The organism is Rhizobium sp. WSM409, from assembly GCF_057653825.1.
In genome coordinates, this window is the sequence record NZ_JBYGKP010000004.1 from 81213 (window position 1) to 105454 (window position 24242).

Annotated in this window: 28 protein-coding genes; 12 read left to right on the forward strand and 16 right to left on the reverse strand. The window is 58.3% G+C overall.

Going from position 1 to position 24242, the window contains the following annotated elements; all coding sequences use genetic code 11:
* The first annotated feature begins 6 nt into the window (after nucleotides 1–6).
* On the forward strand, nucleotides 7–774 hold the full coding sequence (locus AC25BC_RS31245) for a Crp/Fnr family transcriptional regulator (RefSeq protein ID WP_128439499.1): 768 nt from the start codon (nucleotides 7–9) through the stop codon (nucleotides 772–774).
* 362 nt (nucleotides 775–1136) lie between these two features.
* Here AC25BC_RS31245 and AC25BC_RS31250 read toward each other — a convergent pair whose 3' ends face one another.
* Nucleotides 1137–1961, reverse strand: coding sequence for an AraC family transcriptional regulator (locus AC25BC_RS31250; protein ID WP_012760476.1), 825 nt, complete (start codon nucleotides 1959–1961; stop codon nucleotides 1137–1139).
* A 74-nt stretch (nucleotides 1962–2035) separates the two neighbouring features.
* On the opposite strand from AC25BC_RS31250, the gene AC25BC_RS31255 reads away from it, so the two are divergent.
* Nucleotides 2036–2971 carry an NmrA family NAD(P)-binding protein gene (locus AC25BC_RS31255; protein WP_017997409.1) on the forward strand — a complete coding sequence of 312 codons (936 nt, stop codon included), beginning with the start codon at nucleotides 2036–2038 and terminating at the stop codon, nucleotides 2969–2971.
* A gap of 356 nt (nucleotides 2972–3327) precedes the next feature.
* On the opposite strand, the gene AC25BC_RS31260 is transcribed toward AC25BC_RS31255, so the two are convergent.
* A complete protein-coding gene (locus AC25BC_RS31260; RefSeq protein ID WP_032997101.1) occupies nucleotides 3328–4089 on the reverse strand; it encodes a cytochrome c oxidase assembly protein in 762 nt (253 codons plus the stop codon).
* A 98-nt stretch (nucleotides 4090–4187) separates the two neighbouring features.
* On the opposite strand from AC25BC_RS31260, the gene AC25BC_RS31265 reads away from it, so the two are divergent.
* The 3 genes from AC25BC_RS31265 (at nucleotide 4188) to AC25BC_RS31275 (ending at nucleotide 6136) form a co-directional block, all read left to right on the forward strand.
* Nucleotides 4188–4682 carry an NUDIX hydrolase gene (locus AC25BC_RS31265; protein WP_003555358.1) on the forward strand — a complete coding sequence of 165 codons (495 nt, stop codon included), beginning with the start codon at nucleotides 4188–4190 and terminating at the stop codon, nucleotides 4680–4682.
* 106 nt (nucleotides 4683–4788) lie between these two features.
* Nucleotides 4789–5109, forward strand: coding sequence for a low affinity iron permease family protein (locus AC25BC_RS31270; protein ID WP_003555359.1), 321 nt, complete (start codon nucleotides 4789–4791; stop codon nucleotides 5107–5109).
* A gap of 157 nt (nucleotides 5110–5266) precedes the next feature.
* The gene (locus AC25BC_RS31275; RefSeq protein WP_041935877.1) at nucleotides 5267–6136 is read left to right on the forward strand and encodes a c-type cytochrome; all 870 of its coding nucleotides are present in this window, start codon (nucleotides 5267–5269) and stop codon (nucleotides 6134–6136) included.
* On the opposite strand, the gene AC25BC_RS31280 is transcribed toward AC25BC_RS31275, so the two are convergent.
* From AC25BC_RS31280 to AC25BC_RS31340, 13 genes are all read right to left on the reverse strand, one after another.
* On the reverse strand, nucleotides 6137–6547 hold the full coding sequence (locus AC25BC_RS31280) for a c-type cytochrome (RefSeq protein WP_003555361.1): 411 nt from the start codon (nucleotides 6545–6547) through the stop codon (nucleotides 6137–6139).
* 333 nt (nucleotides 6548–6880) lie between these two features.
* Complete coding sequence (locus AC25BC_RS31285; protein WP_003555362.1) at nucleotides 6881–7483, reverse strand: cytochrome c oxidase subunit 3; 603 nt, start codon at nucleotides 7481–7483, stop codon at nucleotides 6881–6883.
* Nucleotides 7480–9387, reverse strand: coding sequence for a cytochrome c oxidase subunit I (ctaD, locus tag AC25BC_RS31290; RefSeq protein ID WP_128439500.1), 1908 nt, complete (start codon nucleotides 9385–9387; stop codon nucleotides 7480–7482). The genes AC25BC_RS31285 and ctaD overlap by 4 nt, the downstream gene beginning before the upstream one ends.
* Entirely contained in the window at nucleotides 9384–10376 is a 993-nt protein-coding gene (coxB, locus tag AC25BC_RS31295) for a cytochrome c oxidase subunit II (RefSeq protein ID WP_003555365.1), read from the reverse strand. Before coxB ends, ctaD begins: the two co-directional genes overlap by 4 nt.
* A complete protein-coding gene (locus AC25BC_RS31300; RefSeq protein WP_012760471.1) occupies nucleotides 10373–10975 on the reverse strand; it encodes a c-type cytochrome in 603 nt (200 codons plus the stop codon). The genes coxB and AC25BC_RS31300 overlap by 4 nt, the downstream gene beginning before the upstream one ends.
* A 20-nt stretch (nucleotides 10976–10995) precedes the next feature.
* Nucleotides 10996–13398 (reverse strand): FdhF/YdeP family oxidoreductase, encoded by a 2403-nt coding sequence (locus tag AC25BC_RS31305; RefSeq protein WP_012760470.1) that lies wholly within the window; start codon nucleotides 13396–13398, stop codon nucleotides 10996–10998.
* 121 nt (nucleotides 13399–13519) lie between these two features.
* On the reverse strand, nucleotides 13520–14482 hold the full coding sequence (locus AC25BC_RS31310) for an alpha/beta hydrolase (RefSeq protein WP_128439501.1): 963 nt from the start codon (nucleotides 14480–14482) through the stop codon (nucleotides 13520–13522).
* Nucleotides 14479–14703: a permease gene (locus tag AC25BC_RS31315; RefSeq protein ID WP_128439502.1), complete on the reverse strand. Its 225-nt coding sequence runs from the start codon at nucleotides 14701–14703 to the stop codon at nucleotides 14479–14481. Before AC25BC_RS31315 ends, AC25BC_RS31310 begins: the two co-directional genes overlap by 4 nt.
* A 4-nt stretch (nucleotides 14704–14707) precedes the next feature.
* Complete coding sequence (locus AC25BC_RS31320; RefSeq protein WP_012760468.1) at nucleotides 14708–15883, reverse strand: zinc-dependent alcohol dehydrogenase; 1176 nt, start codon at nucleotides 15881–15883, stop codon at nucleotides 14708–14710.
* A 19-nt stretch (nucleotides 15884–15902) separates the two neighbouring features.
* Complete coding sequence (locus AC25BC_RS31325) at nucleotides 15903–16256, reverse strand: SPW repeat domain-containing protein (RefSeq protein ID WP_128439503.1); 354 nt, start codon at nucleotides 16254–16256, stop codon at nucleotides 15903–15905.
* 170 nt (nucleotides 16257–16426) lie between these two features.
* Nucleotides 16427–16954, reverse strand: a complete 528-nt coding sequence (locus AC25BC_RS31330; RefSeq protein WP_128439504.1) for a sigma-70 family RNA polymerase sigma factor — start codon at nucleotides 16952–16954, stop codon at nucleotides 16427–16429.
* Nucleotides 16955–17082: 128 nt separating this feature from the next.
* The gene (sdhD, locus tag AC25BC_RS31335) at nucleotides 17083–17466 is read right to left on the reverse strand and encodes a succinate dehydrogenase, hydrophobic membrane anchor protein (protein WP_128439505.1); all 384 of its coding nucleotides are present in this window, start codon (nucleotides 17464–17466) and stop codon (nucleotides 17083–17085) included.
* Nucleotides 17467–17896: 430 nt separating this feature from the next.
* Nucleotides 17897–18781: an MBL fold metallo-hydrolase gene (locus tag AC25BC_RS31340; protein ID WP_128439506.1), complete on the reverse strand. Its 885-nt coding sequence runs from the start codon at nucleotides 18779–18781 to the stop codon at nucleotides 17897–17899.
* A gap of 320 nt (nucleotides 18782–19101) precedes the next feature.
* Here AC25BC_RS31340 and AC25BC_RS31345 point away from each other — a divergent pair, with 320 nt between their 5' ends.
* The 5 genes from AC25BC_RS31345 (at nucleotide 19102) to AC25BC_RS31365 (ending at nucleotide 20798) form a co-directional block, all read left to right on the forward strand.
* A complete protein-coding gene (locus AC25BC_RS31345; RefSeq protein WP_003555376.1) occupies nucleotides 19102–19362 on the forward strand; it encodes a DUF982 domain-containing protein in 261 nt (86 codons plus the stop codon).
* Nucleotides 19359–19841: a DUF2243 domain-containing protein gene (locus AC25BC_RS31350; RefSeq protein WP_003555378.1), complete on the forward strand. Its 483-nt coding sequence runs from the start codon at nucleotides 19359–19361 to the stop codon at nucleotides 19839–19841. Before AC25BC_RS31345 ends, AC25BC_RS31350 begins: the two co-directional genes overlap by 4 nt.
* Entirely contained in the window at nucleotides 19834–19995 is a 162-nt protein-coding gene (locus AC25BC_RS31355) for a hypothetical protein (RefSeq protein ID WP_003555379.1), read from the forward strand. The genes AC25BC_RS31350 and AC25BC_RS31355 overlap by 8 nt, the downstream gene beginning before the upstream one ends.
* A gap of 49 nt (nucleotides 19996–20044) precedes the next feature.
* On the forward strand, nucleotides 20045–20410 hold the full coding sequence (locus AC25BC_RS31360; RefSeq protein ID WP_244432296.1) for an FAD-dependent oxidoreductase: 366 nt from the start codon (nucleotides 20045–20047) through the stop codon (nucleotides 20408–20410).
* 169 nt (nucleotides 20411–20579) lie between these two features.
* Nucleotides 20580–20798 carry a hypothetical protein gene (locus AC25BC_RS31365; protein ID WP_244432295.1) on the forward strand — a complete coding sequence of 73 codons (219 nt, stop codon included), beginning with the start codon at nucleotides 20580–20582 and terminating at the stop codon, nucleotides 20796–20798.
* A 108-nt stretch (nucleotides 20799–20906) separates the two neighbouring features.
* Here AC25BC_RS31365 and AC25BC_RS31370 read toward each other — a convergent pair whose 3' ends face one another.
* Nucleotides 20907–21065 (reverse strand): hypothetical protein, encoded by a 159-nt coding sequence (locus AC25BC_RS31370; RefSeq protein ID WP_164903018.1) that lies wholly within the window; start codon nucleotides 21063–21065, stop codon nucleotides 20907–20909.
* A 1640-nt stretch (nucleotides 21066–22705) separates the two neighbouring features.
* Between AC25BC_RS31370 and AC25BC_RS31375 the strand changes: the two genes are divergently transcribed.
* Together AC25BC_RS31375 and AC25BC_RS31380 are read left to right on the forward strand one after the other, a co-directional pair.
* Nucleotides 22706–22945 carry a phospholipase D-like domain-containing protein gene (locus AC25BC_RS31375; RefSeq protein WP_128439509.1) on the forward strand — a complete coding sequence of 80 codons (240 nt, stop codon included), beginning with the start codon at nucleotides 22706–22708 and terminating at the stop codon, nucleotides 22943–22945.
* A 455-nt stretch (nucleotides 22946–23400) separates the two neighbouring features.
* On the forward strand, nucleotides 23401–23928 hold the full coding sequence (locus tag AC25BC_RS31380; protein ID WP_017997391.1) for a NuoB/complex I 20 kDa subunit family protein: 528 nt from the start codon (nucleotides 23401–23403) through the stop codon (nucleotides 23926–23928).
* The last annotated feature ends 314 nt before the right edge of the window (nucleotides 23929–24242 follow it).

Consider the following 24242-nt stretch of genomic DNA (forward strand, 5'->3'; position numbering starts at 1 on the left):
GATGTTATGACAGAATTGCTGCAGAGGCGAGTGAATAACAAATTGTTGCGGCGATTTCCGGAGGATGCCTTCGAGCTTCTGGCGCCGTTCCTCGAACCCGTCGATCTTCCTGTCAAACGCCCACTCATGCTGCCGCGCAAACCGATCGAGCATGTCTGCTTTATCGAAAGCGGCCTCGCCTCGATGGTCGCCGAAAGCGCCGAGGGCAGAAGCCTCGAAGTCCGCCACATCGGCCGCGAAGGGATTGCCGGATACCCCGTTATCCTCGGCGTGGATCGGACGCCCAATAAGACCTTCATGCAAGTGTCAGGCCACGGGTTTCAGGTCGCTAAGGAGGATTTTCTTCCGACGCTTGAGAACGCGGATGTGCGGCAACTGCTGCTGCGCTATGTCCACACCTGCGAGCTGCAGCTTGCCCACACCGCGCTGGCTGCGGCGAAATTCAACATGCATCAGCGCCTAGCGCGCTGGCTGCTCATGTGTCACGACCGCATCGAGGGCAATGATCTGCCGCTTACGCATGATTTCCTGGCATTGATGCTGGGTGTCAGGCGAGCCGGCGTCACCGATGAGCTGCACATCCTTGAAGGCATGCACGCCATCAAATCGACACGCGGCAACGTCCGCATCCTGGATCGCGACATGCTGATCGAAATCGCCGGCGGCTGCTATGGTGTGCCGGAGCAGGAATACGAGCGGCTGATTGAGAACTCGCCGCAGCCGTCGGCTCTGCCCGTCCAACTAAACGGCAATCGCCATCATCATACGCTTTGAGCAGCCGCCCCAGGGCCCAAAGCTTGCACCGACCCGCACCGCGCGTAATATAATCCCACGTCGTCCCCGCGCGCGCCATCTCCCAAAACTGACCCAACAGTGAGGGTTCCTTTTTGAGCACTCCCACTAAGGGCATCCCAGGGGTATCGCTAAGGAACCGAGCGTCGGCGGCATAAAGGATCGCACCGACATTCATTGTTCGGCCCTCAGATCGTATCGGTTCGGCATGCGCAAGCATTCCGTCTGGCAACTTCCGCGAACTGGGCACAGGCTTAATAGCCCGGTCCCGGAGAACCTCACCATATGCATGCAACCAGTCTGCGAGTTTGCGATGAAACCAAATCGCAGCAATATATGGCGTCTCATGCGTGCTCCGTGATTAATGAGCGATCGGCAAAGTAACGCGATGGCGTGGTCCCAAGCGCCTTCCTGAACATGACGATGAAGGCTGTCGTGGATTCATACCCCAAGTCTCCTGCTACCCGCTGGACTGTCGCACCGCCGGCAAGTTCCCGCAGCGCGATGACCAGATGTAGCTGACGCCGCCAACGGCCGAAGCTCAATCCTGTCTCTTGGACCATAAGCCTCTTCAACGATCGCTCGCTCACCGCGACATGCTCAGCCCATTCGCCAAGGGTTCGGCGGTCGCTCGGGTCTGCCAAAAGAGCCGCGGCGATCAGGGCGATCTTTGGATGGTCAGATACGGGCAGCTCCAGCCTCTCCCGCGGCATCAGCGCGAGCTCATCGAGCATGACCCGCACGAGGCGATCGACATGAGCGTCGCGGGCGTGATTTTCCGATAGGTCCGCTACCCGGTGTATCATCTCCCGAAGCATCGGCGATACCGAAAGCGTGCAGCATACAGCCGGAAGCATGGCCGCGCCGGGCTCGACAAACAGGTACGTTAGACGAGCATTGGACGTGACCTGATTGCTGTGAGGAACGCCACCTGGTATCCAAACTCCGCAGTCGGGCGGAACGATCCAGACCCCACTTTCCGCTCTGCAGGTCACCGCGCCATGGAGCGCCAGGATCAGTTGACCCTGCGGGTGCTGGTGCTGCACCCCCTCGGCTTCATAGTCGGCGAAGTCCATCCTGATCGCCATCGCAGGCCCATGCAAGAGGCTTAGATCTATCGCGGCACTGCAGGGTGGCTTATTCGAAGGTTGGCCCGATTTCGAGATCATATGGCATTATCTCCACTTTTGCTCGCGGGGCAATCCTTTAGGCTCCTGGTTTAGCAACTCTCAGGAGATCACCCATGCGTATAGCCGTGGTTGGCGCGACCGGCAGGATCGGTGCCAAACTTACCGAGAACCTCTTGGCCAAAGGCCATTCAGTCAAAGCTCTTTCAAGAGGAGGGCCGGCCCTCGATGACCTTGTCGCGAAAGGAGCGGAATCGTTCCTTGGCAGCTTCGATACGGGTGCTGGTGAACTTAACGCGTTCTTCGAAGACGCTGACGCTGCGTTCCTCATGGTTAAAACCATCTGGGGCTCGGAGGACCTCCATGGGCACTACCCTACGGTAGCGCTTCGGTTTTTCGACGCCCTTCGGGATTCCCCTGTGAAATTGGCCGTGAGCCTGACCGGAATGGGATCCGAGGTCAGCGGAAACACCGGCCATTTTCAGGGCTTTCATATCCTGGATCAGATCCTCAACCGACTACGCGACATCAAAGTGGTGCACCTGCAGGGTGGCTGGTTCATGCAGGACCTTGCCGGGTGGACCGACTCCATCGCGCAGCACGATAGGATCGGCTGGTCGCTTGACCCAAACGTGAAAACTCCTTGGATTGCCATTCAGGACATCGCGGATCTCGCGGCGAAAGAGTTCGACACGCCGACTGACCAGCACCGATCCGTAAAGCAACTGGGCATCGATTACACGATGACCGAGATCGCCGCGATTATCAGCCGGGCACTCGCTAGAGAGGTGGACTATCGCTTCATCGATAGGAGCGATCGCGAGGTCGAGGCGGTATTCCGGGAGAGGTTCGGAGCTCTCGGACGGTGGGTCTACGATAACGACACCTTGGCTGCTCTTAACGATGGGCGTGTAAAGTTTCACGATGATCGTCCTGCACTGCGCACCACAATGGAAGAATTCGTCAAAGACACACTCCGGCCGCTGATCGAGAAGGCGCGGACGGATGGCGTCAAACCAGAGACCTTCCTAACGTGGAGCTCACATCGCTAGAGCTTTCGGAGATTCCGCAGCGAGCGGGCAGTGGTGGCTGAGCCAATGACAACGATCAACTTCTCGGCGCGTTTGAGAGCCTGATCGTTGATGAATTGGCGACCGATGAAGCGGCTGGAATCTGCCGATGAAGATCAGGCATTCTCGGTGAGCCGCCGCCCACTTTGGACGTGATTGCGCAGTTTCCATCTACACCGCCGAAGGTTTCTTCCGGATCAACGGCTTCGCTAATAGTAAACACGTCGGCGGTTAGACCCCGTTCAAGGCGGCTGCCATGGACCAGGCCCCAGGTCGTTCCAATCATCGGTGGCAGTAAGGATCTGCATCCAGGCCGCCGCATCCGGCGTCGCGGCCAGCTATACGTTTTGAGGCACGTCCACAGCCTTATCACGGGACGATGTTTTAATCGTCTGACCGATCCTGAGCAGAAAGGCGGCGACATATGGCAGCGAGGCGGGCACCCACATCAACAACCCGGCCAACTGCTGATCTTCGAGGGGCGTGAGACCGTAAAGGTCGGTGGTCAAAAAATGCGGGCTGAACAGAGGGTGTGGAGTGAGCGTCAGAAATGCCCCAAGCATCGTCATCTGCAATATCGTGCCACCGCAGATGGCGAGCGCACTGCCTGAGGCGCGTCGCGGGTAGAGGATTTCACGCCAAAGCCACAGGGCCGACAGAAGGAGAGGGATTTCCATTGCCCAATAGGCAAAATTGCTGGAGAGAGCCCAGGCGTAGGGAAGAGGCAGATGCCAGAGCCAGACCATCACTGTGTGTACGACGAATGCGGCCATGGATGGAAAGCGATCAAGCGTAACAGATGATCCAAAGAAAAAGCGCCAACCGAGCGGCGCAGCAAGCGATACCAAGACAATATGATGGAAGGCCCGTGCCGAGAAGAGGGCGGAGCTGAAGGCACATAGGGGCGAGACAAAGGCGAGGACACAAAGACCCATGAACAGGGCCCACTGACCCACCCGGTCTTCCGCCATAGCTCGGCGCCATGTCCACAGCGCCACTAGAGCGATTGCCGACAGCAGGATTGGGTCGAAGTTCCAGTCCGCCATCAGGGCCTCAGGTGCTGGAGCGTTACCGCAGTAGGGTTCGAGCTGGAAGGTCATGATAAAGCCATCACCGGACAATTGACGAGGAACCAACGCTCGGCCGAATTGTTCCAGGCTTGCCAGTTGCGTCGAGCTGGGAGCTACTATGTGTGACCATGTCAAATCGAAAGAAACCTGCGAAGGCCGCGACTTTACCGGACAAGCTGTTCACTGGCCCGTTCCGGCAACAATATGGCGCTCTCTGTTTTCGGCGGACTGAAGGCGCCGCGATCGAGATACTGGTCATCACTTCGCGCGACAGCGGCAGATGGATCATTCCGAAGGGGTGGCCGATGAAGCGAAAGAAACCATACGAGGCTGCTGCGATCGAAGCCTGGGAAGAGGCAGGCATTCGCGGTGCCGTTCATAAGAAACCCGTCGGCCGTTACACCTATCTCAAGGAACTGGATGACGGAGACGTCGCGCCATGCGTCGTTGAAGTGTTTCAGATCGAGGTCCACGAGCTGAATGCGGACTTCAAGGAACAAGGACAGCGTACGCGTGAATGGGTCAGTCCGGATGAGGCTGCGAGGCGTGTGCGGGAAGTGGAACTGAAGTCAATGCTCGCGGATTTCAGGCCAAGGACAGGGCGAAAGATGCAAGCCGAATGATCGCGACTAGGCCGCACTCAGAACGGAGAGATCTCAACGAAATGTCGCGTCTGCGGGAACCGGCTGCCTAAGAGAGGGTTTTCGCCTCAATGTGGAGGTCTCAACTATGCGCTGGCGTTCCTGGTTGACGGATTTAGGCACATGGACTGCCAGCCCCATCGCTTTTGCCATTGTAATTTTCTATGGGATCTCCTGGCTCATCTTCAGCCCCGAGACGCTGGAATGGCACGGCCTCGCCACGCTGATCACCTGGATGATGACGCTTTTCATCCAGCGGGCGGAACATCGGGATACACAGGCAATCCATGCCAAGCTCGATGAACTGCTACATGTGCATGGCGATGCGAAAAACGAAATCACCCAGATTGACGAGAAGGAGCCAGAGCAGATCGAGCGCTTTCGGGCAACACATACCGAATCGGAGTAATGGGTATAGCTGGAATGTGTCGCTGTGGCATAATTTTAAACCGTCTGTCTATTCGAAGACATCCACTCGGCAGGATGTGGGATAACTCGGGAGCGAAGGACCATCGGTGAAGACGCGAGTTCGGACAATTTTATTGGGGGCCGCTCTTACTGTTGCAATGCTCGCCGCTGGCGCGTGGCTCATCACCAAACCAAATATCCCTTTTGAAGAGAATGATCCGGCGTTCGTGAAGCCGGGCGATCCTGCTCGTGGCGAATTGATATTCGCCGCAGGAGATTGCTCATCGTGCCATGCGACACCTGGGCAAAAGCATCGGTTGCAACTCGGCGGCGGCCTTGCGCTCGCCTCGCCGTTCGGCACGTTCCGGCCTCCCAATATCTCGCAAGATGCGAAGGACGGAATTGGTTCGTGGACCGCCGCCGATCTTGGCAACGCGCTGATCGGGGGCGTCTCTCCCGACGGACAGCATTATTATCCGGTCTTTCCCTATCCAAGCTACACCGGAATGACGGTGGACGATGTTCGGGACCTGTTTGCCTATCTGAAGACTCTACCAGCAGTGTCGGGCGGCGCGCCGCCCCACGACCTCGTCGCACTCTTCCGCATCCGGCGGTTCGTCGGCTTCTGGAAGCTGCTGTTTTTCGACGAGGGAAAGTCCGAAGCCGTGCTGAGTGGCGATCCCATCCATGACCGAGGCGCCTATCTCGCCGAAAGCGTTGCCCATTGTGCCGAGTGCCATTCGTCGCGCAATGTCTTTGGAGCGATCAAGCAGGCGACGCGATATGCCGGGGGTGAGGATCCTGAAGGAACGGGGTTCGTTCCGAACATCACGCCCGCGCGTATTGGCGATTGGTCTCAGGCCGATATTTTCGAGGTTTTGACCAGCGGCAACACCCCGGACCACGGGCGCGTCGGATCCTCCATGGCCGACGTTGTCACTAACACCGCCAAACTCCCCGCAGGTGACCGCGATGCCATTGCAACTTACATTAAGTCGCTGCCAGCACGACCGACACCGCAGCCGTAGTCACTGCCCGTAAAGATAGGCAGCCAAGTCCCGCGCTTCGGCTTCTGAAATACCGGTGTCCGGCATCGCCGTTTTGGCATCGAACGCACTCGGCGCCACAATCCAGTGGACAAGCGCCTCCGCGTCATTATTCGCGACTCCCGCTAGGTAGACGCGCTGGCGTATGTCGACCAGTGGGCCGCCGACCTTGCCGTTGGCTCCCGCGATGCCGGGAATCGTATGGCATCCGGTGCAACCATAACGCCGGAAAATCTCAGGCGCACGGGCGGGATCGCCGCGAGCAAGTAAACTTGCGACTTCTGTCCTCTGGTTGCGATCTCTAACCTGGTACGTGAGGACCCCCGCCGCGAGCCCGAGCATCGTGACCAGTAACAGAACTACGATCTTGACGGGAAACCCTTCGCCGCTCATTTTCTGTCTCCGGCACCGTTTCGGATCAGTGTTGACAAGGGTTTATTATAAAAGTGGCCGCGGCCTGCATCGCCAAGGCAAACGCAAATGCTGATCCCGCGAGAACGCTGATCGTCCTGATGAACGTATCTGACCTCGATTTCAGGCTTCTAGGTGCCGCCAAAGGCGCCAGAACACCGACAACCGCCAAAAGTGCTAGAAGCACCGTGGCCATCACGGACCATGGCCTGCCCATCCGGCAGTCCACATAGGGCATGACTTGGCCAATCTGTGTGCTGACGGCCCAAGCTAGTGGGGCGAAAACCAATCCTCCAGCGACTGCGATGGAATATCTCATAGACGCGGCACCCAATAAAGACAGAGATAGAGCGGAACCCACGTTGCGACAACAAAGTTCCAGTACATGACGTTGTCCTCCACATCGCCATAGCGCCTCGGATTGTCGCCGTGCCGCGTGAACATCAGGCACATCAGAACCAGCGTGTCGATCAGATCGGTCAGGATGTGGGTGGTGTGCAGTCCGAGCAGCACCCAGGTGATCGAACCATAGGCGTTGCTGTCCCACATCACGTGGAGGGCCGGGAACTCAAATACCCGCAGGAAGAGCGGGGCGACGCCGAGCAAAGCCATGACGATCAGGCCGATCCGGACCTTTTTTAGCTCTCTGCGTTCAGCCCAGCGCGCCACCAGCACGTTCGGTATTACGCTGACAGCGAGCACAGCGGTCAAAAGAGTGCCAGGCAGCAGATCAGGCGCCGGCGCGTTGATCGGCCAGACGCTGGCGATGCTCATCAGGTAAAGGTAGACGACTATTCCGAGAGCAAAGCCGGTCCCTTCGATCAACATGAACGCCAGTGTTCCCCACCAGGTCGGGCTGGCGGTGCCGGAGCCGTGCAATGGCAGGTGCGAGACATCGAGAACCAGGCGCTCTTTCATGACTCATCCTCCGGGTCGCCCTTTGGCCAAAACCAGCCGGTCAGGGCGATTGCGATCGGGATTGAACCCCAAACGACCGCCCATGGCGAGAACATCGACCATATCAGCATGATCGACGTCGCGATGGCTGCAATGAGTGGCCAGATCGAATTGGTGGGCGAGGACTCCCGTGCTTCAGGCTCGGCCTCGACGACGCCACTGACGATCAGTTCCCGTCGGTCCAGCCGCATTCCGCTGACCACCGGCAGATCCGACGAGCCTGACCATAACGGTTCACGCTGGCTGACAACCGGGATGCGCCGGAAATTATAGGGGCTGGGAGGTGAGGTCGTTGCCCATTCCAGCGTGGATGCGTTCCATGGGTTCTCTTCGGCAACAGCGCCGGAGCGCGCACTGCGGACAACGTCCATGAAAAACAGGAGAAATCCTACGGCGAGAATAAAAGAGCTGAGGCTGACGAACAGGTTCAGACCGGCCCAAGGCATCTCGGGCTGATAGGTATAGATACGACGCGGCATACCGAAGAGACCGAGAAGATGCATCGGGAAGAACGTCAGGTGGAAACCGGTGAATATCAACCCGAATACCCAGCGGCCGATCCGTTCGCTCATCATCCTTCCGGTGAATTTTGGGAACCAGTAATAGATCGCTCCAAGCAGCGGGAAAACAGAGCCACCAACGAGGACGTAATGGAAATGCGCGACGACGAAGTAGGTGTCGTGCACCTGCGTGTCGAATGGCACCGACGCCACCATGACGCCAGTCATTCCGCCAAGCACGAAGGTGATGATGAAGCCGATAATGAACAGCATTGGTGACTTGAACACCGGTCTTCCATCCCACAGTGTTGCGAGCCAGCAGAAGATCTGAATGCCGGCGGGCACGGCAATAGCCATGCTGGAGGCCGTGAAAAAGCTCTCGCCAAGTCGCGGTAGGCCGACGACGAACATGTGATGCACCCAGAGGCCGAAGGCGAGGACGCCCGTCGAAATCAACGCCATCACCAGGGCCAGGTACCCAAACACCGGCCTGCGGGCGAACGTCGAAATCATCGTCGACACCATTCCCACCGCCGGCAGGAAGATAATGTAGACTTCCGGATGGCCAAAGAACCAGAAAAGATGCTGCCACAACAGGACGTCGCCGCCCTCGGCGGGATTGTAAAAATGGGTACCAACTAGACGGTCGAGAATCAAGGTGCTGCTTGCAAACATGATCGCCGGCATCGCCAGGATCACAAGGAATGAGGTGACCAGCATCGACCAGACGAAGAGCGGAATTCGATCCAGGGACATTCCCGGTGCGCGCTGCTTGAATACGGTAACGACGATCTCGACAGAGACAGCAAGCGCCGAAACCTCCGTGAACGTGATCATCTGCGCCCAAATGTCAGCTCGCTTTCCGGCACCATATTGGGGGCCGGAGAGGGGGACATAGGCAAACCAGCCCACATCGGGACCGACGTCCAGCGCGAATGCGATCCATAACAGCAGGCCGCCGGCTAAAAATATCCAGTAGGAAAAAGCGTTGAGGCGCGGAAAGGCGATGTTGCGGGTGCCGAGCATCAGCGGCACGAGATACACGCCCATGGCCTCCATCACCGGTACGGCAAACAGGAACATCATGTTGGTGCCGTGCATCGTGAAAATCTGATTGTAGCGATCGGGACTGATATAGCGCGCCTCGGGCGTGGCCAGCTGGAGGCGCATCGCCATCGCCAGGATGCCGCCAAGTAGAAGAAACACAAAAGCCGTGACGATGTAGCGCCGGCCGATGATTTTGTGATCGACGGTCGAAAGCGCGCCCCACAAGCCTGTTGGCGTTTTCCAAATCTGATGAAGCCTGAGGTCGATCACCTCGTCGCCAAGATCCACATCGGTCAGCGGGGGAGGATCAGCGCTCATTTGAGACTTTCTAGGTAGGCGGAGACCTGTTTCAACTCTTCCCCGGAGAGCGGCACGAGCGGCATGTTGTTGCCGGGCTTGAGCGTCTGCGGGTCGGCGATCCAAGCAGCGAGGGACCCGCGAGTATTCGGCAAAAGCCCTGCCGCGATCGTCTGCCGGCTTCCAACGTGCGTCAAGTCAGGCCCGGTTACCCCGGCCGCCGATGTGCCGCGAATGGTATGACAGGCGGCACAAGGCTTGCTCATGAACACCGTTTCGCCGGCTGTGACCTGTGGATCTGCCGGCGGGAGCCGTTCACGCTGCTGCCCCTGCACCCATTGCCGATAACTCACCTCGTCTTCAGCAATGACAAGCACCGCCATGTGGCTGTGCTGCAGCCCGCAATATTCCGCACACTGGCCGCGATAGATTCCCGGTCGATCAGCATGCAACGTCAGTTCGTTGATCCGGCCCGGTATTAGATCCAGCTTTCCCGCCAGGCTCGGAACCCAGAAAGAATGAATGACGTCGGCGCTCTCCAACCGTAGTTTCACAGCTTGTCCGACAGGGATGTGCAGCTCGTTGGCCGTCTTGAACTCTCGCCCCGATCCATCATCGGGATAGATGAACTGCCACCACCACTGCTGACCTCGCACGGTGACGGTCAACGCTGTTTCGGAGGCTTCGCCAATCTTGCGCGTCGTATAAAAACTTATGATCGTCAGACCGGCGATGATGAAAGCGGTGGCCGCCACCGCTCCGGCGACAACTTTACGCGCTTTCTGGTCGTTGCCAGCAACCCCGCGTCCGTCACGCGGTCGTAGCAGGGACCATGCCAGCACCAGCATCACCAAAAGCCAGACAACAGCGCAGACCACGACAATGACAACGATGAGCTGTTTCAGGGCGGAAGCCGATGCGCCGGCTGCGTCAAGCGCAGACTGCGACCCCGTACAGCCTGAGAGACAGAGAGACGCAAGGGACGGGCCGATGATCGAAGAGCGCGTCAAGGCGATGGCCCCTGATCAGGGTGCGCGCCGGCGGGCCCCTCGTCGAAGAGAGCCGCGGCCGGTGCGCGGTTCTCGGACGGCCGGGTGTTCTTGTCGTCATTGCGACTGGGCGCGGTCGTTTTTGCCGAATAGGCGCCGATCGTTCTCACATAGCCGGCGAGCTGCCAGATTTCATCGATCGTCATCTTGTCACGAAAGGCAGGCATTCCGTGGGGCCTGCCATCGCGGATGGATGCTACGACCGAGATCATCTCAGGACCGTAAAGCCACCATCCGTCCAGAAAAGATGGGCCGGCCGCACCCCGGCCGTCGCCGTGGCATGCCGGACAGCCAAACCAGGAATAAAGCCGCTTTCCCTGGCTCAAATCGTAAGCGGTACTTTCGTATGGCTTTCCCAGCTTGAAATAGATTTCTGGCGGCGCTCCGCTGATGTCATTCGGCATCAAGCGGATCTTCTCGAACTCGGCCGAAAGCGGCGGATCCAGGCGCAAGGTGCGGCCTTCTCGTGCCCAGCCCACGAGAGCGCCCGCGCCGACGACAACGGCGCCACCAAGTGCGATGGCTATAGCTGACCGACGATTACCTCGAACACTGCCCATGGAAAGCTTCCCGTGCCGGATCAGTCCTTCGGCTGCTGCTGTGACCTGGTGATGAATACCGGGAGCAGCTTGTAGGACGGCGTCTTCGACTGGGCATCGTGGTGTCCCAACGGAAAAAGCGGGTTGCACTCCGGATAGTATGCCGCGCAGCAGCCTTGCGGAATATCGTACTCGACGACCCTAAGCGCGCCTACCTGGCGCGCGGTCGAGTGATCGATGGCCGTGCGCAAATCGACGCTGTCGCCGTTGGCGAAGCCGAGGCGAGCGACGTCATCGCGATTCATGAAAACGACTTTGCGTGTTCCGTTGACGCCGCGAAACCGATCGCTGTAGCCGTAAATGGTCGTGTTGAACTGGTCGTTCGATCGCAGTGTCGACAGATGCAGGACGTCTTCTTGCGCGCCATCGATTGCAAATTCAGGAAACAGCCGGTCCGGCGTCAGGAAGTTCGCCTTGCCCGTCTTGGTAACCCATTTCCGTTCGCGCGCTGGCAGGGGCCGAGCGAACCCACCCGGCTGGAACAGCCGCTTGTTGAAGTCGCTGAACGTTTCGGGATAGGTGCGCTCGATCGCGTCTCTGATCCGGCTATAGTCGTCGATCCATGCATCCCAGGGGACGTCACCACGGTCCAAGGTGGCTTTCGCCAATCCGGCAATGATCGCTGGCTCAGATCTTAGATGGCTACTCGCCGGTGTCGCTTTGCCGCGCGACCCATGGAAGTGTGCGACTGAGCTCTCGATCGATACAGCCTGTGGACCGGTGGCCTGGTTGTCGATCTCCAACCGCCCCAGACAAGGCAGCAGATACGCGATCTCGCCGTGGAGCACATGGCTGCGGTTTGGTTTGGTCGCGATCTGCACCGTCAGGCGCAATTTCCTCCAGGCCGCCTCCATCGCCTCTGTCTCCGGCACGGCACGCAGAAAGTTACCGCCGAGGCCAATGAAGGCACGCGCTTGGCCATCGAGAATTGCTTTGCAGGTGTCCACCGTCGATCGGCCCGTCCAACGCGGCGGTTCGAATTTGTACAGCTCGGACAGCTTGTCCAGGGGCACGAGCCCCGGCTTTTCGGTAATACCGACCGTTCGTTGTCCCTGGACGTTGGAGTGGCCCCGAATGGAGCAGATATTAGCGCCTGGTTTACCGATGTTGCCACGCAGGAGCGCGAGGTTGGCGATCATATGGATGTTGTCGACGCCCATCACGTGCTGCGTGACACCCATCCCATAGGCTATCAAGACTGCCTTGGCTTTTGCATAAGTCTGTGCCGCATGCGTCATCTGCTCCCGTGTGAGACCGGAAACTCGCTCAAGCTCCGCCCAGCTATAGGACCGGGCCGCATCGGCAAACTGTTCGAAACCGGTTGTGTGCTCCTGGATGAAGTCGTGGTCGAGGACATGCTTCTTGTCGGCAGCTGCAATCGACGCGGCAAATGCGATCGTTCCGGCCTCAGATGGGTCATCTGGGATGTCGTCGTTCCCAGAGATTTTACTTGTTCCTGACGCTTTGAGCGCATCGTCGGCCTCGATCAACGCCTTGCACACGCCAAAGAGCGCCGCGATATCGCCACCATTCTTCACCTGATAGTATTCCGACGAGATCAGTGTTTCCTTCGAGGACAACATCTCGGTTGGCGCCTGCGGGTTCTTGAAACGTTCAAGGCCCCGTTCCCGCAGCAAATTGAATGTAACGATCGGAACGCCGCGGTGTACGGCATCCTGCAGGTCATGCAACAGCCGGGGCGAGGACGTCCCGACATTCTGGGCGATATAAAATATGCAGTCGGTGTTCTCAAAGTCCGAGAGGACCGCCGTTCCGACCGATGCTCCGATACTTTCGGGCAAAGCCACCGAGGTGCTCTCGTGACACATGTTGGAACAGTCGGGGAGATTGTTGCTGCCGAACAGTCGTGCGAAAAGTTGATACATATAAGCCGCCTCCAGAGAGGCGCGACCGGACGTATAAAAGTCGACTTGTTGGGGCGTGAGGGCTCGAAGTTCTTTGCCGATTTCGGCGAATGCCACGTCCCACTCGACCGGCTCATACTTATCAGTTTCTGCGTTCCACCGCATCGGCTGCGTCAACCGACCCTGTTCCTCAAGATCATGGTCGCGCCAGGCTTCTAGCTCCCTCAGCGTATGCGCGGCAAAGAAGCCGGCATCCGCCCTGCGGTTTGTTACCTCCCAGGCGGTAGCCTTGGCGCCGTTCTCGCAAAATTCCAGCGGATGCGTCTTGGCGGGCTTCGCCCACGCGCAGCTGACGCACATATAGCCTTCGGGCTTGTTTTGCTTGTCCAGCAAGGCGGCGCCGGTCGCCGGGATATGCTCGCGGAGCAGGATCCCGGCAACTGATTTTGCGGACCCCCATCCACCGGCCGGGCCAGTGTATGGCTTGATCGAGGGTTTGTCTTTCGGATGTGCTGTCATGATCGCTCCCAAACTATCTAAAGCTCTCTGAAAACGACAAGTTCCTTAGTGTGTGCTTTTTTCGCTTCCGGCCGGCTATTTCGCTTGATCCAGCGCTCGGTGTCCGCGCCCGGAAAGGGCGTCAATGTAAGCCCGAACATCTATCGATCAGCCATTCTCGCGCGTAGGCGTTGGTGATTTTAGCGATAGCCGTCGGAAGCCGGTTGAAACCATGCGGCCCGGCCGGAACGATGCTTAACGATGCGTTTCCGTTTGCGTCTTGCCAAGTGCGGAACATCTGAATGCTGTCATCGACGATGGGATCGAGCTCGCCCGCGATGAACAGAGCCGGCGGGAGGCCTTCGAGCTGCGCATGTAACGGCCCATCCCGTTCATTCCAGGGCAAACTGGAACGTAATCTTTGAAGATTTCGAAGAGCAGCGGGAGCGTCCACGATGAGGGAGGCGCTATTGGCGCTCCTGAGGCTGCGCGATCCCTTGAAATCAAACGCGCCGCATGTCGAGATAAATCCCCGGAATGCTTCGACCATTCCCCGGTCCCGCAGACGCAGCAAGGCCTGGGCGGCAAGATGAGCCCCAGATGACTCACCGCCCAGAACAATCCGTCCGACGCCGAGATCTGACAGGTTCCGGACCACCCAGTTCAGAGCGATTTCACAGTCGTCTATGGCAAGGTCGACGCGATCATCGAGGGCGTTACGAAAATCGACAGCGACGGCGATGAGTTGGCACTCTTTAGCGACACGTGACGTGATGCCATCATCGAGGCGGGCATTGCCGAGCACCCACGCGCCACCGTGAAAGTGCAAATAAACACCTCTTGGCGCTCCATCGGGCAGGAGAAACCGCAAGCCGACGCTACGTTCGCCGGCCGCGATGCTTCTGCTGAAAACGCGGCAGTCGTGAAACAGGCGCGATGGAAAGACGGATTGCAGCCCCAAGACTATGGCGTTGGCGACTTTCGCATTCCACCTGCGATCGGTGTAGTATCGTGGAAGTAAATGCAGAAGCGCGTTCAGCCGCTGAGCGCGGGTGACATGTTTTTCTTCAAGGCGGCCGATCAAGTCGCAGGCGCGTGAGCTCATCCGGCTGCGCCTTCTTCATGCATCCGCGGTCCGACTTCGTCGACGTCTACCGGTTGGGGAGGTGGCGCGCCTGCATCGCAGCCTTGGAATTGTACAGCGAGGCTATGGTCGCCAAGGCGGTCCTGCATCATGCCGGCCATCACGTTGAGAGAAGCCTCGACGCCATGCCTGGCCTCGAAACTGCGACACGCTTCCTTGAGTGCTCTGGCATCAGCGTTCATGATCTCATGCCGTCAGGACGACCTTGATGCAGTTGTCCTTCTTGTCCCTGAAAGTCTCGTAGAGAGCCGGGCCGTCTTCGAGCTTCGCCCGATGCGTGATGATAAAGCTCGGATCGATCTCGCCTTCCTCGATGCGGCGAAGCAAATCGAGTGAATAGCGGTTGACATGGGTCTGACCGGTGCGGATCGTCAGTCCCTTGTTCATTGCGGCGCCAAAAGGAATCTTGTCGAGGAAACCGCCATAGACCCCAGGAACCGAGACGATCCCGGCGGGTCGGCAAGCCATGATCGCGGTTCGTAGCGCATGCGGGCGGTCAGTTCCAAGCAGGGTGGCGGCCTTGACCTTGTCGACGACGGCATCAAATGATGCTGTAGCATGGGATTCCGCACCAACAGCGTCGATGCACTTGTCGGCGCCATGACCCCCGGTCATCTCCTTGATGCGGTCCGGGATTGTGCCGTCCACTTCGTCGAAATTGATGATCTCGGCTCCAGCCGACTGCGCCAGCGCCAGACGCTCCGGAACATTGTCGATGGCAATGATCCGCGCGGCACCCTGCATCAGCGCGCTTTTGATGCAAAACTGACCGACCGGACCGCAGCCCCAGACGGCGACGATATCGGTGGGTTCGATCTCGCAGTTGGCTGCGGCCATCCACCCCGTCGGAAAAATGTCGCCTAAAAACAGCGCCTGCTCATCGGTCATTCCATCGGGAATGACGATTGGAGAAACGTCTGCATAGGGAACACGCACATACTCCGCCTGACCGCCGGCGTAGGCGCCCGTCAGATGCGAGTATCCGAACAAGCCGGCGGTTTGATAGCCAAACGCCTTGGTGGCGTTATCGGCATTGCGGTTGGTGCGTTCACAAACCGACCAGTTGCCTCTGAGGCATTGCTGACATTCCCCACAGCAGATGGTGAACGGCACCACCACCCTGTCACCAACCTTCAGCTTCTTGTTGTCACGTCCGACCTCAACGACCTCGCCCATGAATTCGTGGCCGAGCACGTCGCCCTTTTCCATAAAGGGAATGTAGCCATCCATCAGGTGCAGATCTGAGCCGCAGATGGCGCAGGCGGTCATCTTGATGATGGCGTCGCGCCCATCTTCGATCTTGGGATCCGGAACGCTGTCGCAGCGGATGTCGCCCTTGCCATGCCAGCACAGTGCCTTCATCGATAAGCTCCTTGTAAGTTCAATTGATCGCGGCCGTTCCTTCAGCACGGATTTGCGTGGTGATAGCAAGAATGAGCGCAACAACCCCGATTGCGTAGACCGGCCAGCGCGTATCCATGGGAAAGGGAAAAAGCCAGGGTGAGAGCAGCATTGCTACGCCAAAGATGGCATCAAGCAACGAACGGATCCGTAGGAACCGCACAGCGTCAATTTCATGGTCGGTCAGGAGCCTGTAGAGCACCATAATGATGCCGAGCGCGATAAGCACCATTCGAGGAGTGCCATTGAGTTCGAGAAAAAACGGCAGGCCGATCACAAAGGACCCGACGGCATAGTCAGCAATTCCATGAAGCATGGTCGGCACGAAGCGCATTGTTCCCCCTATCCTTTCCGGCCTTCAAACTTCCAAATGAGGCGCTGGTTCCCGTTTTTCAGGGAGCTTACGGATCCGCAAAAACTCAGCTACGCGTGGTCCCCCGATGGCGGGAAGTGGCTTGGGCAGTTTTTGTAGGATTGTAATCTGCTGTCCACCATGATCGTATATCACCTTGCAGCGACGGCTCCTGACGCGGTGGTTTCACCGAGCGCCGAAATTACGGCGGCCCTTGCACGCGAGATACGGCTTTTGATCGTGCCGAGTTCGCACCCGCACACCCCTGCGATATCCTCGTAGCTGTCGCCATTTGCCGCCATCAGCAACACCTGGCGCTTGTCGGCGTCGAGAGCTGAAATGGCTTTATCGACTTCCCCCGTGCGCAAAGACCATTCCTGGGTCGATTGTACCGCCTGCCCGGATGTAGCGACTTCCATGTCCGCACAGAGGGTAAATCTCTGGCGGATCTTGTATTTCGTGCAATAGGTGTTGCGGGCAATCGTGAACAGCCAGGATTTTACGTTGGTCCCGGGCCGAAATTGATCAATGTGAGCGAGCGCCTTGAGCATGGTATCCTGCGTGAGATCGTCCGCATCTGTCACAGATCGTTCGAACCGCATCGCGAACCGGTGCACCGCCGGCATTAACGCAACGATTTCCTTTTTGATCTCCACACCCGTTCCACCCAGTCCGCTCATGTTCTCTCTCCTCGTGGCCGAAGAAGAATGAGGATGGAAGCTACGCGTTCCCGCTCGTTCGGGAACAGTGCGGAACCGTACGGGCGATTCTAGCGGCGGGAAGGCGTAACGTTTCACCACGACCTAGACTATTGCTGGGCCGCGTCGAACATCATCCTGAGGATGGCGAAGACACAGAGTAGACAGACCAGCCAGGTGAAGGCCGAGTTCAGAAACAGAAGGACGAGCTTTCTCATGTGTCCATGGACGTAGTCGTCGATGATCGTCCGCATGCCGATATCCATGTGGACGGCGCTGAGAAGAATGAACGCGAGGAGGGCGGGGCCAATCCAGAAGCTGCCGATCGAAGCAACGACAAAGTCGCGATCTCTTCCAAGCAGATAGATCCCGATCCCGATCAAATAAGGGGTCAAGATGCCCAATGCCAAACCCGATGCTTGTTTGAGAACGTAAGGCCGGGTGCCTCCCTTCGCTGATCCCAAACCCCGAACGCGTCCGAGCGGTGTCGTCATCGTGGTCCTCCCAACTCGCAAGCGTCCTCTTGCGTCGGCTCGCTGTTGAACCAATTCACCTTTCAAGCAAAGCGAACTTACTTGACCGAAGGCCTTCGCCGTATTCGCTCACCTGCCTTGCTCACGAAGGTCGCGGCCCCTGTTTTAACGACCTGAAGGTCGGGCCGGTCTTCAGGATGAGCAATGGCATGCTCATCAAACTCTAGCTCGCGCTGGCTATCACCATGGTCAGAAATGACTGGGGGTGCAGCTAAGGTTTCAGAGGGTCCCGCGCTGGGCCGTTCCTCCGCCGCCCGACAGTGCTCAGACTGCTTTCCGGCCGGTCGGCCCGCTGCTCCCCGGATCCGATTAGCGCGTCGGCCGATGACATCATCTTGACTTGCCATTCCTTCTTTCTCCCCTGGTCGATCATCAACGTGAGACTATCGGTCTACCGGTAGGCGTCGTTTCCGCTCTTGCCAGGCTTTGCCGGGTCGAGCGCATACGGTCGTCCGTCAGGCACGGCAATTGCTGAAAAATTCGCGGCAAGCTCGTGGAGACGCGCACGCATGTGTTCGCCCCGAACCGGCTGGCCGTGCCCCGTGATGACCAGTTCCGGTTCCAGACTAGCCAGCATGACGACCGAGCGTTCGGCCTCGTCCCAATCGGGTGTCAGGTAGCGCGGTGGCCCGTGCATCTCCGGTTTTTGCGTCAGGACCTCGTAGACGGATTCCTGGCCTGTCGTGACGATCGCGTCGCCGGCTATCAAGGTGCGGTCACTTTCACGCCACAACGAGATGTGACCCGGCGTGTGCCCTGGCGTATGCAGCCACTTCCATCCCGGCATGGCTGGTACACTCCGATCCGGCGGCAGCATCTTCAGCCACCGACCCACATCGACGGGGGAGCGTGGAAAGAGAGGCGACAACAGCGCCATGGCGCCACCGCCGACAAAGGCATCGGCCGGCGGATAAGAAGCTTGTCCGTTTAAATATGGAAACTCGAGAGGATGCGCGTAGACTGGAACGTCCCAATGCTCCGCGAGCCCCTCCAGGGAGCCGGCGTGGTCGAAATGGGCATGCGTCATGACGATCGCAGACGGGCGTGTATTTCGTCCGAACCGGGCTTCCGCCGTCTCGACGATTGTATTCTTCGACGTCGGCAGACCGGTGTCGATCAACACCCAGTCATTACCCTTTGCAGGGTCGCCGTGGAAAATCACATTGACGATCGACATCAGGCGGTATGCCAGATCAGGTGCAAAGACCCGTGCTCCAGACGCGCTTTCCGCAGTCGGCGCAATATCGTCGGTCTCAAGTGAAAGCTGAACAACCATCAAAATCTCCTTCGTGAGCGCAACGAACTCCGCTCCGAGGGAGAAGTTCCCTCTGCTCATTCTTCGGAAGGCGCAGACAGGAGGGAACCTGATCGGCTGTCGCTTGTTTGCGGGCTTCACAACGAAGGAGAGCTCCATGTTCGACACTGACGGTAAGCTGCAATATCCTGTGGCAGACGCCGGCGGATTGCCGGCGTCTGTCATTGGAGAGCGATGAGCAACGCGGCACCTCCGCGCTCGTTTGGTGGGCACTAAGCGTCAAGCGCGGGAACTCGCAAGCCCGACAGAGGTTCGTGGGGAAAATATACATGAGGTCTCCCATGAATGAGATTATTGACGCCGATTTCTGCGTCACCTGGCAATCGCCTGTCTTCGTCCGGATCGGTAACGGCATGCGGGAACGTCTCGACAGCCCCGATGCGGCATTGGCGGCGCTTCTCCATCGCTGGCCATCAAGCTATGGTTCCGAATACGAAGTTGCTAAGCGCCGATGTGTCGATGCGATTGCAAGTCACGGCAGCCCGGAGCTTGCCCGCAGAGCGTTCGTAGAAGCGGCGGTCGCTGCCAAGTTGCTCGCATGACGGGCTTGGAGAGGCGACCCACGCGAAGCTTCCCTCTGTCCGCTGGCCTGCTTCTGGGCTTGGGACTCGGAGGTTTCTTTGATGGAATTGTCCTCCACCAGCTTCTGCAATGGCATCATATGCTCAGCTCATGGTATCCAATCACCACGATCGAGAACCTCGAACTGAACACCTTCTGGGACGGCGTCTTCCATTCCGGTACATACGTCTTCGTGCTCGCCGGACTTTTTATTTTGTGGCGGTGCGGCCGCCTCAGCCATTTCCGCTGGTCGACGGGCGATCTTGTCGCCACCATGCTCATCGGCTTCGGAGCGTTCAACCTCATCGAAGGCGTCATCGACCACCATGTCCTCGGCCTGCATCACGTCAATGAGATGGCTCCCCGCGGGCAGTGGCTATTCTGGGACCTCGGTTTCCTTGCCTGGGGTGGGGCGATGATAGGCGTTGGGTTGTTGATCATGAGGCGGCTCCATGACTGAGATGCTGCGCGAACTCCGCACAGCGGCGATCTGGGCGGCCTTCGGTCTTGGCCTCCTCTTCGCGACGCGACCAGTGTGGTCGTTTCTCCTGTTCGGCCCCCTGATTACCCTGGAAGACCTGCTTTCATTGCGCTGCCTCGGGCTCCCAACATAAAGAGTCGGTTGAATAAGCGATATCGGCGAAGCAGTCGAAAATTTTTTCGATGAACGTAAATGAAGATCGAGCTACCATCGGTGCAGAATGCCGCTCCTCCCGCCGTGTCGTCATCATCGGCGGCGGTTTCGGCGGTCTCGCGTGCGCAACCGAACTCGGTGCCGCTGGGGATATCAAGGTCACGCTCGTTGACCGACGCAACCATAATCTCTTTCAGCCGCTCCTTTATCAGATCGCCACTGCAGCCTTGTCGCCGGCCGACATCGCCGAGCCCATTCCTAAGACGCTCGCGCGTCTCAAAAACTTCAACAAGATCATGGCTGAGGTGTCGGCTCCATCCTCGCGTAGCGTATCACTGTCCGATGGCGACTCGCTCTCCTATAATAAGCTCGTCCTTGCGACAGGTTCTGACTAGAACTATTTTGGACACGATGTTTGGCGGACGTTCGCGCCCAGCCTCAAGAGCATCCATGAGGCGCGCCAGATCCGCCATCGGCTGCTTCTGGCTTTCGAGCGAGCGGAGCGGGCGAAGAGCGAGGCTGAGAAGCAGGCCAGTTATTGGCGGGGGACCCACAGGCGTCCAAATGGCGGTCGCGATTTTTGAGCTCGCTCACTTCATGATCAGCCGCGACTTCCAAAACTTGCAGCCCGACGATATGCGAGTGATCCTGGTTGGGGCCGGACCACGTTTGACGAAACGGCAGGGGAGACCGGCGCCGGCCATCATCTCGCAGCGGCTGATGGCGCTAGCAACAGGCCAGTTGATCGCGTACGACCATAATCTTAATATTCGCCGAGTCTAAGTTCGCGATCCGCGATGTTGAGGGCGCATACCGGGCGATGGCCGCGGGGTGTGCTGATGCAAAGCGAGCGGAGCTCGCTGGCGAGGCTATTCCCATCATCGCAGCGCTTTATGAGGTCGAGGCCACTTTGATATCCCCCCGGCGATCAATGACGTCGACGACTTGCCGCCCCGACCGGCGCAGCGCGACATCGACCGAGCAATTCGAAAGCCGCAGGTTCCGCGGCGTGATGCGCCGACCTTTTTCGGAAACTTCAGTTTTTGCCATGACGGGCTCCTTTCGAGCGGGAGACTCCAGCAACGCACCTCAAGTTCCTGCGCTAAGTTCAATGGTAGCTAAACTGCTGTCGGTTCCGCTTAAAACCCACGCATTTCATAACCAGGTCGCTCGCCGGCTGCATCGCCGAAGAACTTCTGGGGGCCACGCCAGCCAGAGCCGATATCATGATAGAGCACTACTGCTCATTTAGCGAAATCGCTTGCCGGACGTAGGGCGATTTAATGACGCGTTGCCCGATGCAAACCGCTAAGACATGCGTTGAAGCACTCGTTCGGGCAACGCTGATCCGGAAGGGGATCAAGCAGCATTATGCAAATTTTTGTAACTGGACGGCAGCGCATGATGCCTCCGAGGATGTAAAGCGGTGGAAATGCCGCTTTCAAGGAGCATTTATGGTGATCCTGGCGAGAGAGCAGCGGCATTTCCTGTCGCGAGAGACATCAGCAAGCGTTGGCCGCACCGGATTGCGCCGAGCTGGTGGGAGCAGGATTACCGGTGCCAGTTCCCGCTGCGCGCTGGCAGTCATTCGGATCGCCGCCGGAGGCACCTGAATTGCTGGTACTGTCCGTGGGATTGCCAGCGTCGGCTCCAGTGCCAGTAGAATTGCCGCCGCTGTTGTCGCTCCCGGATGCGGCGCCGCCAGACGACGAGCTATTGCCCGAGATCCCGCCGTTAGCAGCCCCGGAGTTTCCTGAGCTTCCCGAGCTTCCCGACGACTGGGCGATGGCGGATGTCGCGAGTGTGAGTGCGAGCGCCGACGTTGCGAGGATCTTTATGATCATGAGTATCACCTTTGGGTTAGGACATCGTTACTATGGTCCAACCTCAAAAACACGACCGGGTTCCTGCGAGAGAGCCCGCGTTTCGGATATGTCCGTCAACGTACAGAGGAAGGCACGATCAGGCTTTTATCGGCGGGTGGTGATAGGCAGCCATTGATCTGACTTCAGGATGAAAACTGGCCAACGCCACTCATGCGCTTTGGCCGCCGCGCTGGCCAAATTTGGCCGAATGGAGGAAGCAAGAGTGGCCGCAGCTCGCGTGCTCCAGCTTTCGTTTCGACCGCCAATTTGTCGGTGTAAACTAAGGCTCCAGCTCTGACATCGGTTTTCTGTAGCGTCCCGCGGAACGAAGAATGCCGGAATAAGCCGCCGTTGCCCTTGGCGATAATCAACGCATCGCAAGCTAGCACACTGTGGATCGTTTGCGGATCGCGCGCTTCTGCAATGCCATCAGCATTCTTAGAGCACGTTTACTTGCGTAGGTCAGCTGCCTTTTGATCCAAACCGACGGCGGCGCGCGAGAAAGTTCGGCAGGATGTCGTGGCTGCCAGTTTGCCCGGAAATATTGGTCGGACTTGTTTCGTCGGTGAGGTCAGCATGCCAAGCGGCGGAACTTCCATATTTCGTCTATGTTTTATGGACATGAGCAACACAGCGCAAAGAGCCACGAAAGGCATGGTCAAACTCGGTCTGACTATCTTTGTCGTCGCGGTAATTATTGCGGTGGCGTATTTGGCTTTCTTCACGCCGGGAAAAGTCTAGTCCGACGCTGCGACAGCGGCCAACAACAGCAGCACTGACCCGGCGCCGGCGGAAATGGATTTGCCCCCTACTGGAGCAGGCGAGATGAGCGATAACTTCAGCGCGAAAGAGACCTTGGCCATATATGGCGCGTGCGCGACCACGATCACATTCGTCCGGGATGGCTTTTTCACCGAGGAAAAGACGCCGACAATGCAAGATGCAATCGACTACCTTGAGGCATTGGACGCTGCCCCACTTGGCGTCGTTCTCCACATCCGCGTCCACGGGCGCAACATCCCATTCGGCCGGGATAACGTATCGAAGCTGATGGGGGAGCTTTGAGTAGATGCCGGTCCTTTTTCCGATAGGACATGATCCGGGGTGGCTGCCTTGCGCAACTCGTTTCGCTGCTTAACTGTTGAAGGCGGGGTTCGGCTTCACGCGCTCTTTCTCGTGCGGTCCACCACTCCGAAGACGAGGAATGCAAGCTCGCTGCCAGCCAAAATAGCTGAAATCGCGACGGCGAAATCTACTCGCCGATCGCATCTGCGAGATCTCCGTTGCGCTGCTAATCCGCCCTAGCTCGACTTCCGCGACTGGAACGATGGACGTCCGACAGAATTCGCCCTGCTAGCGACGTCTATTCCACCTGGAGTCCCGCGAGAGCCCGGTCACTACTGGTTTCGGTACGGTTTTGGACCGTGCGGTTGGGTTTTGGAACGCAGTCACCATTCGGTTGTTGAGTTCAACGCTACATGGAGATCCTCATGTCTCAATCTGATCACCCACGCAGCCCAATGAACTTCCAGTATCCTGGTGAGCAGACCCGCGGCGATCCTACCATGGGCATGATCAATGCCGAACTGGCCGACAAAGGCTTTCTCGTCACTAGTACGGATGAGTTGATCACCTGGGCCAGAACCGGCTCGTTGATGTGGATGACGTTCGGCCTTGCATGCTGCGCCATCGAGATGATGCAAATGTCAATGCCGCGCTACGACGTCGAGAGGTTTGGAGTTGCTCCGCGCGGCAGCCCCAGGCAGTCCGATTTGATGATCGTTGCGGGGACGCTCTGCAACAAGATGGCACCAGCGCTTCGCAAGGTTTACGATCAGATGCCCGAGCCGCGATACGTAATCTCGATGGGCTCTTGTGCCAATGGCGGCGGATACTATCACTACTCCTATTCCGTAGTGCGTGGCTGCGACCGTGTCGTTCCCGTGGATATCTACGTTCCAGGCTGCCCACCAACGGCTGAAGCATTGCTCTATGGCATCTTGCTCCTGCAGAGGAAAATCAGGCGTAACGGCACGATCGAGCGATAGATACGACCGTTCCTATTGCCGCACCTCTCGGTTTGCCGCGGCGGCCGAGGCCGACCCGAAACTACTCCAAATTCGAAGTCATTCGCTTTCCAGCTCTGGGCGACTTTCAACGAGTTCGCGGTCGAGGATCTGGAAGAATTCTGAGCAGGGAGGAATGCAAGACTCGCCGCCGCCGGCGTCTCCTGGACTTGGCGAGTCCCAATTGTACCAGCACAGCCGGGATCGACACCTTCGACAACGGGCCGCCCTTCGACATCCTCAAGACGGTCGAGGATGAATGCCACGTCGAAATGGCGGTGCGGGATTCCCCCAGG

Bases quoted from the DNA above. Each gene is read 5' to 3' on its own strand.
- AC25BC_RS31300 (WP_012760471.1), bottom strand. From the start codon at position 10,975: ATGGGCAGTGTTCGAGGTAATCGTCGGTCAGCTATAGCCATCGCACTT.
- AC25BC_RS31375 (WP_128439509.1), top strand. From the start codon at position 22,706: ATGAGCGATAACTTCAGCGCGAAAGAGACCTTGGCCATATATGGCGCG.
- AC25BC_RS31370 (WP_164903018.1), bottom strand. From the start codon at position 21,065: ATGGCAAAAACTGAAGTTTCCGAAAAAGGTCGGCGCATCACGCCGCGG.
- AC25BC_RS31315 (WP_128439502.1), bottom strand. From the start codon at position 14,703: ATGAACGCTGATGCCAGAGCACTCAAGGAAGCGTGTCGCAGTTTCGAG.
- AC25BC_RS31270 (WP_003555359.1), top strand. From the start codon at position 4,789: ATGCGCTGGCGTTCCTGGTTGACGGATTTAGGCACATGGACTGCCAGC.
- sdhD (WP_128439505.1), bottom strand. From the start codon at position 17,466: ATGACGACACCGCTCGGACGCGTTCGGGGTTTGGGATCAGCGAAGGGA.
- AC25BC_RS31245 (WP_128439499.1), top strand. From the start codon at position 7: ATGACAGAATTGCTGCAGAGGCGAGTGAATAACAAATTGTTGCGGCGA.
- AC25BC_RS31255 (WP_017997409.1), top strand. From the start codon at position 2,036: ATGCGTATAGCCGTGGTTGGCGCGACCGGCAGGATCGGTGCCAAACTT.
- AC25BC_RS31330 (WP_128439504.1), bottom strand. From the start codon at position 16,954: ATGAGCGGACTGGGTGGAACGGGTGTGGAGATCAAAAAGGAAATCGTT.
- AC25BC_RS31325 (WP_128439503.1), bottom strand. From the start codon at position 16,256: ATGCGCTTCGTGCCGACCATGCTTCATGGAATTGCTGACTATGCCGTC.
- AC25BC_RS31340 (WP_128439506.1), bottom strand. From the start codon at position 18,781: ATGGTTGTTCAGCTTTCACTTGAGACCGACGATATTGCGCCGACTGCG.
- AC25BC_RS31350 (WP_003555378.1), top strand. From the start codon at position 19,359: ATGACGGGCTTGGAGAGGCGACCCACGCGAAGCTTCCCTCTGTCCGCT.
- AC25BC_RS31355 (WP_003555379.1), top strand. From the start codon at position 19,834: ATGACTGAGATGCTGCGCGAACTCCGCACAGCGGCGATCTGGGCGGCC.
- AC25BC_RS31345 (WP_003555376.1), top strand. From the start codon at position 19,102: ATGAATGAGATTATTGACGCCGATTTCTGCGTCACCTGGCAATCGCCT.
- AC25BC_RS31365 (WP_244432295.1), top strand. From the start codon at position 20,580: ATGGCGGTCGCGATTTTTGAGCTCGCTCACTTCATGATCAGCCGCGAC.
- AC25BC_RS31280 (WP_003555361.1), bottom strand. From the start codon at position 6,547: ATGAGCGGCGAAGGGTTTCCCGTCAAGATCGTAGTTCTGTTACTGGTC.
- AC25BC_RS31320 (WP_012760468.1), bottom strand. From the start codon at position 15,883: ATGAAGGCACTGTGCTGGCATGGCAAGGGCGACATCCGCTGCGACAGC.
- AC25BC_RS31380 (WP_017997391.1), top strand. From the start codon at position 23,401: ATGAACTTCCAGTATCCTGGTGAGCAGACCCGCGGCGATCCTACCATG.
- AC25BC_RS31275 (WP_041935877.1), top strand. From the start codon at position 5,267: ATGCTCGCCGCTGGCGCGTGGCTCATCACCAAACCAAATATCCCTTTT.
- AC25BC_RS31305 (WP_012760470.1), bottom strand. From the start codon at position 13,398: ATGACAGCACATCCGAAAGACAAACCCTCGATCAAGCCATACACTGGC.
- AC25BC_RS31285 (WP_003555362.1), bottom strand. From the start codon at position 7,483: ATGAAAGAGCGCCTGGTTCTCGATGTCTCGCACCTGCCATTGCACGGC.
- AC25BC_RS31310 (WP_128439501.1), bottom strand. From the start codon at position 14,482: ATGAGCTCACGCGCCTGCGACTTGATCGGCCGCCTTGAAGAAAAACAT.
- AC25BC_RS31360 (WP_244432296.1), top strand. From the start codon at position 20,045: ATGAACGTAAATGAAGATCGAGCTACCATCGGTGCAGAATGCCGCTCC.
- AC25BC_RS31250 (WP_012760476.1), bottom strand. From the start codon at position 1,961: ATGATCTCGAAATCGGGCCAACCTTCGAATAAGCCACCCTGCAGTGCC.
- AC25BC_RS31265 (WP_003555358.1), top strand. From the start codon at position 4,188: ATGTCAAATCGAAAGAAACCTGCGAAGGCCGCGACTTTACCGGACAAG.
- ctaD (WP_128439500.1), bottom strand. From the start codon at position 9,387: ATGAGCGCTGATCCTCCCCCGCTGACCGATGTGGATCTTGGCGACGAG.
- AC25BC_RS31260 (WP_032997101.1), bottom strand. From the start codon at position 4,089: ATGACCTTCCAGCTCGAACCCTACTGCGGTAACGCTCCAGCACCTGAG.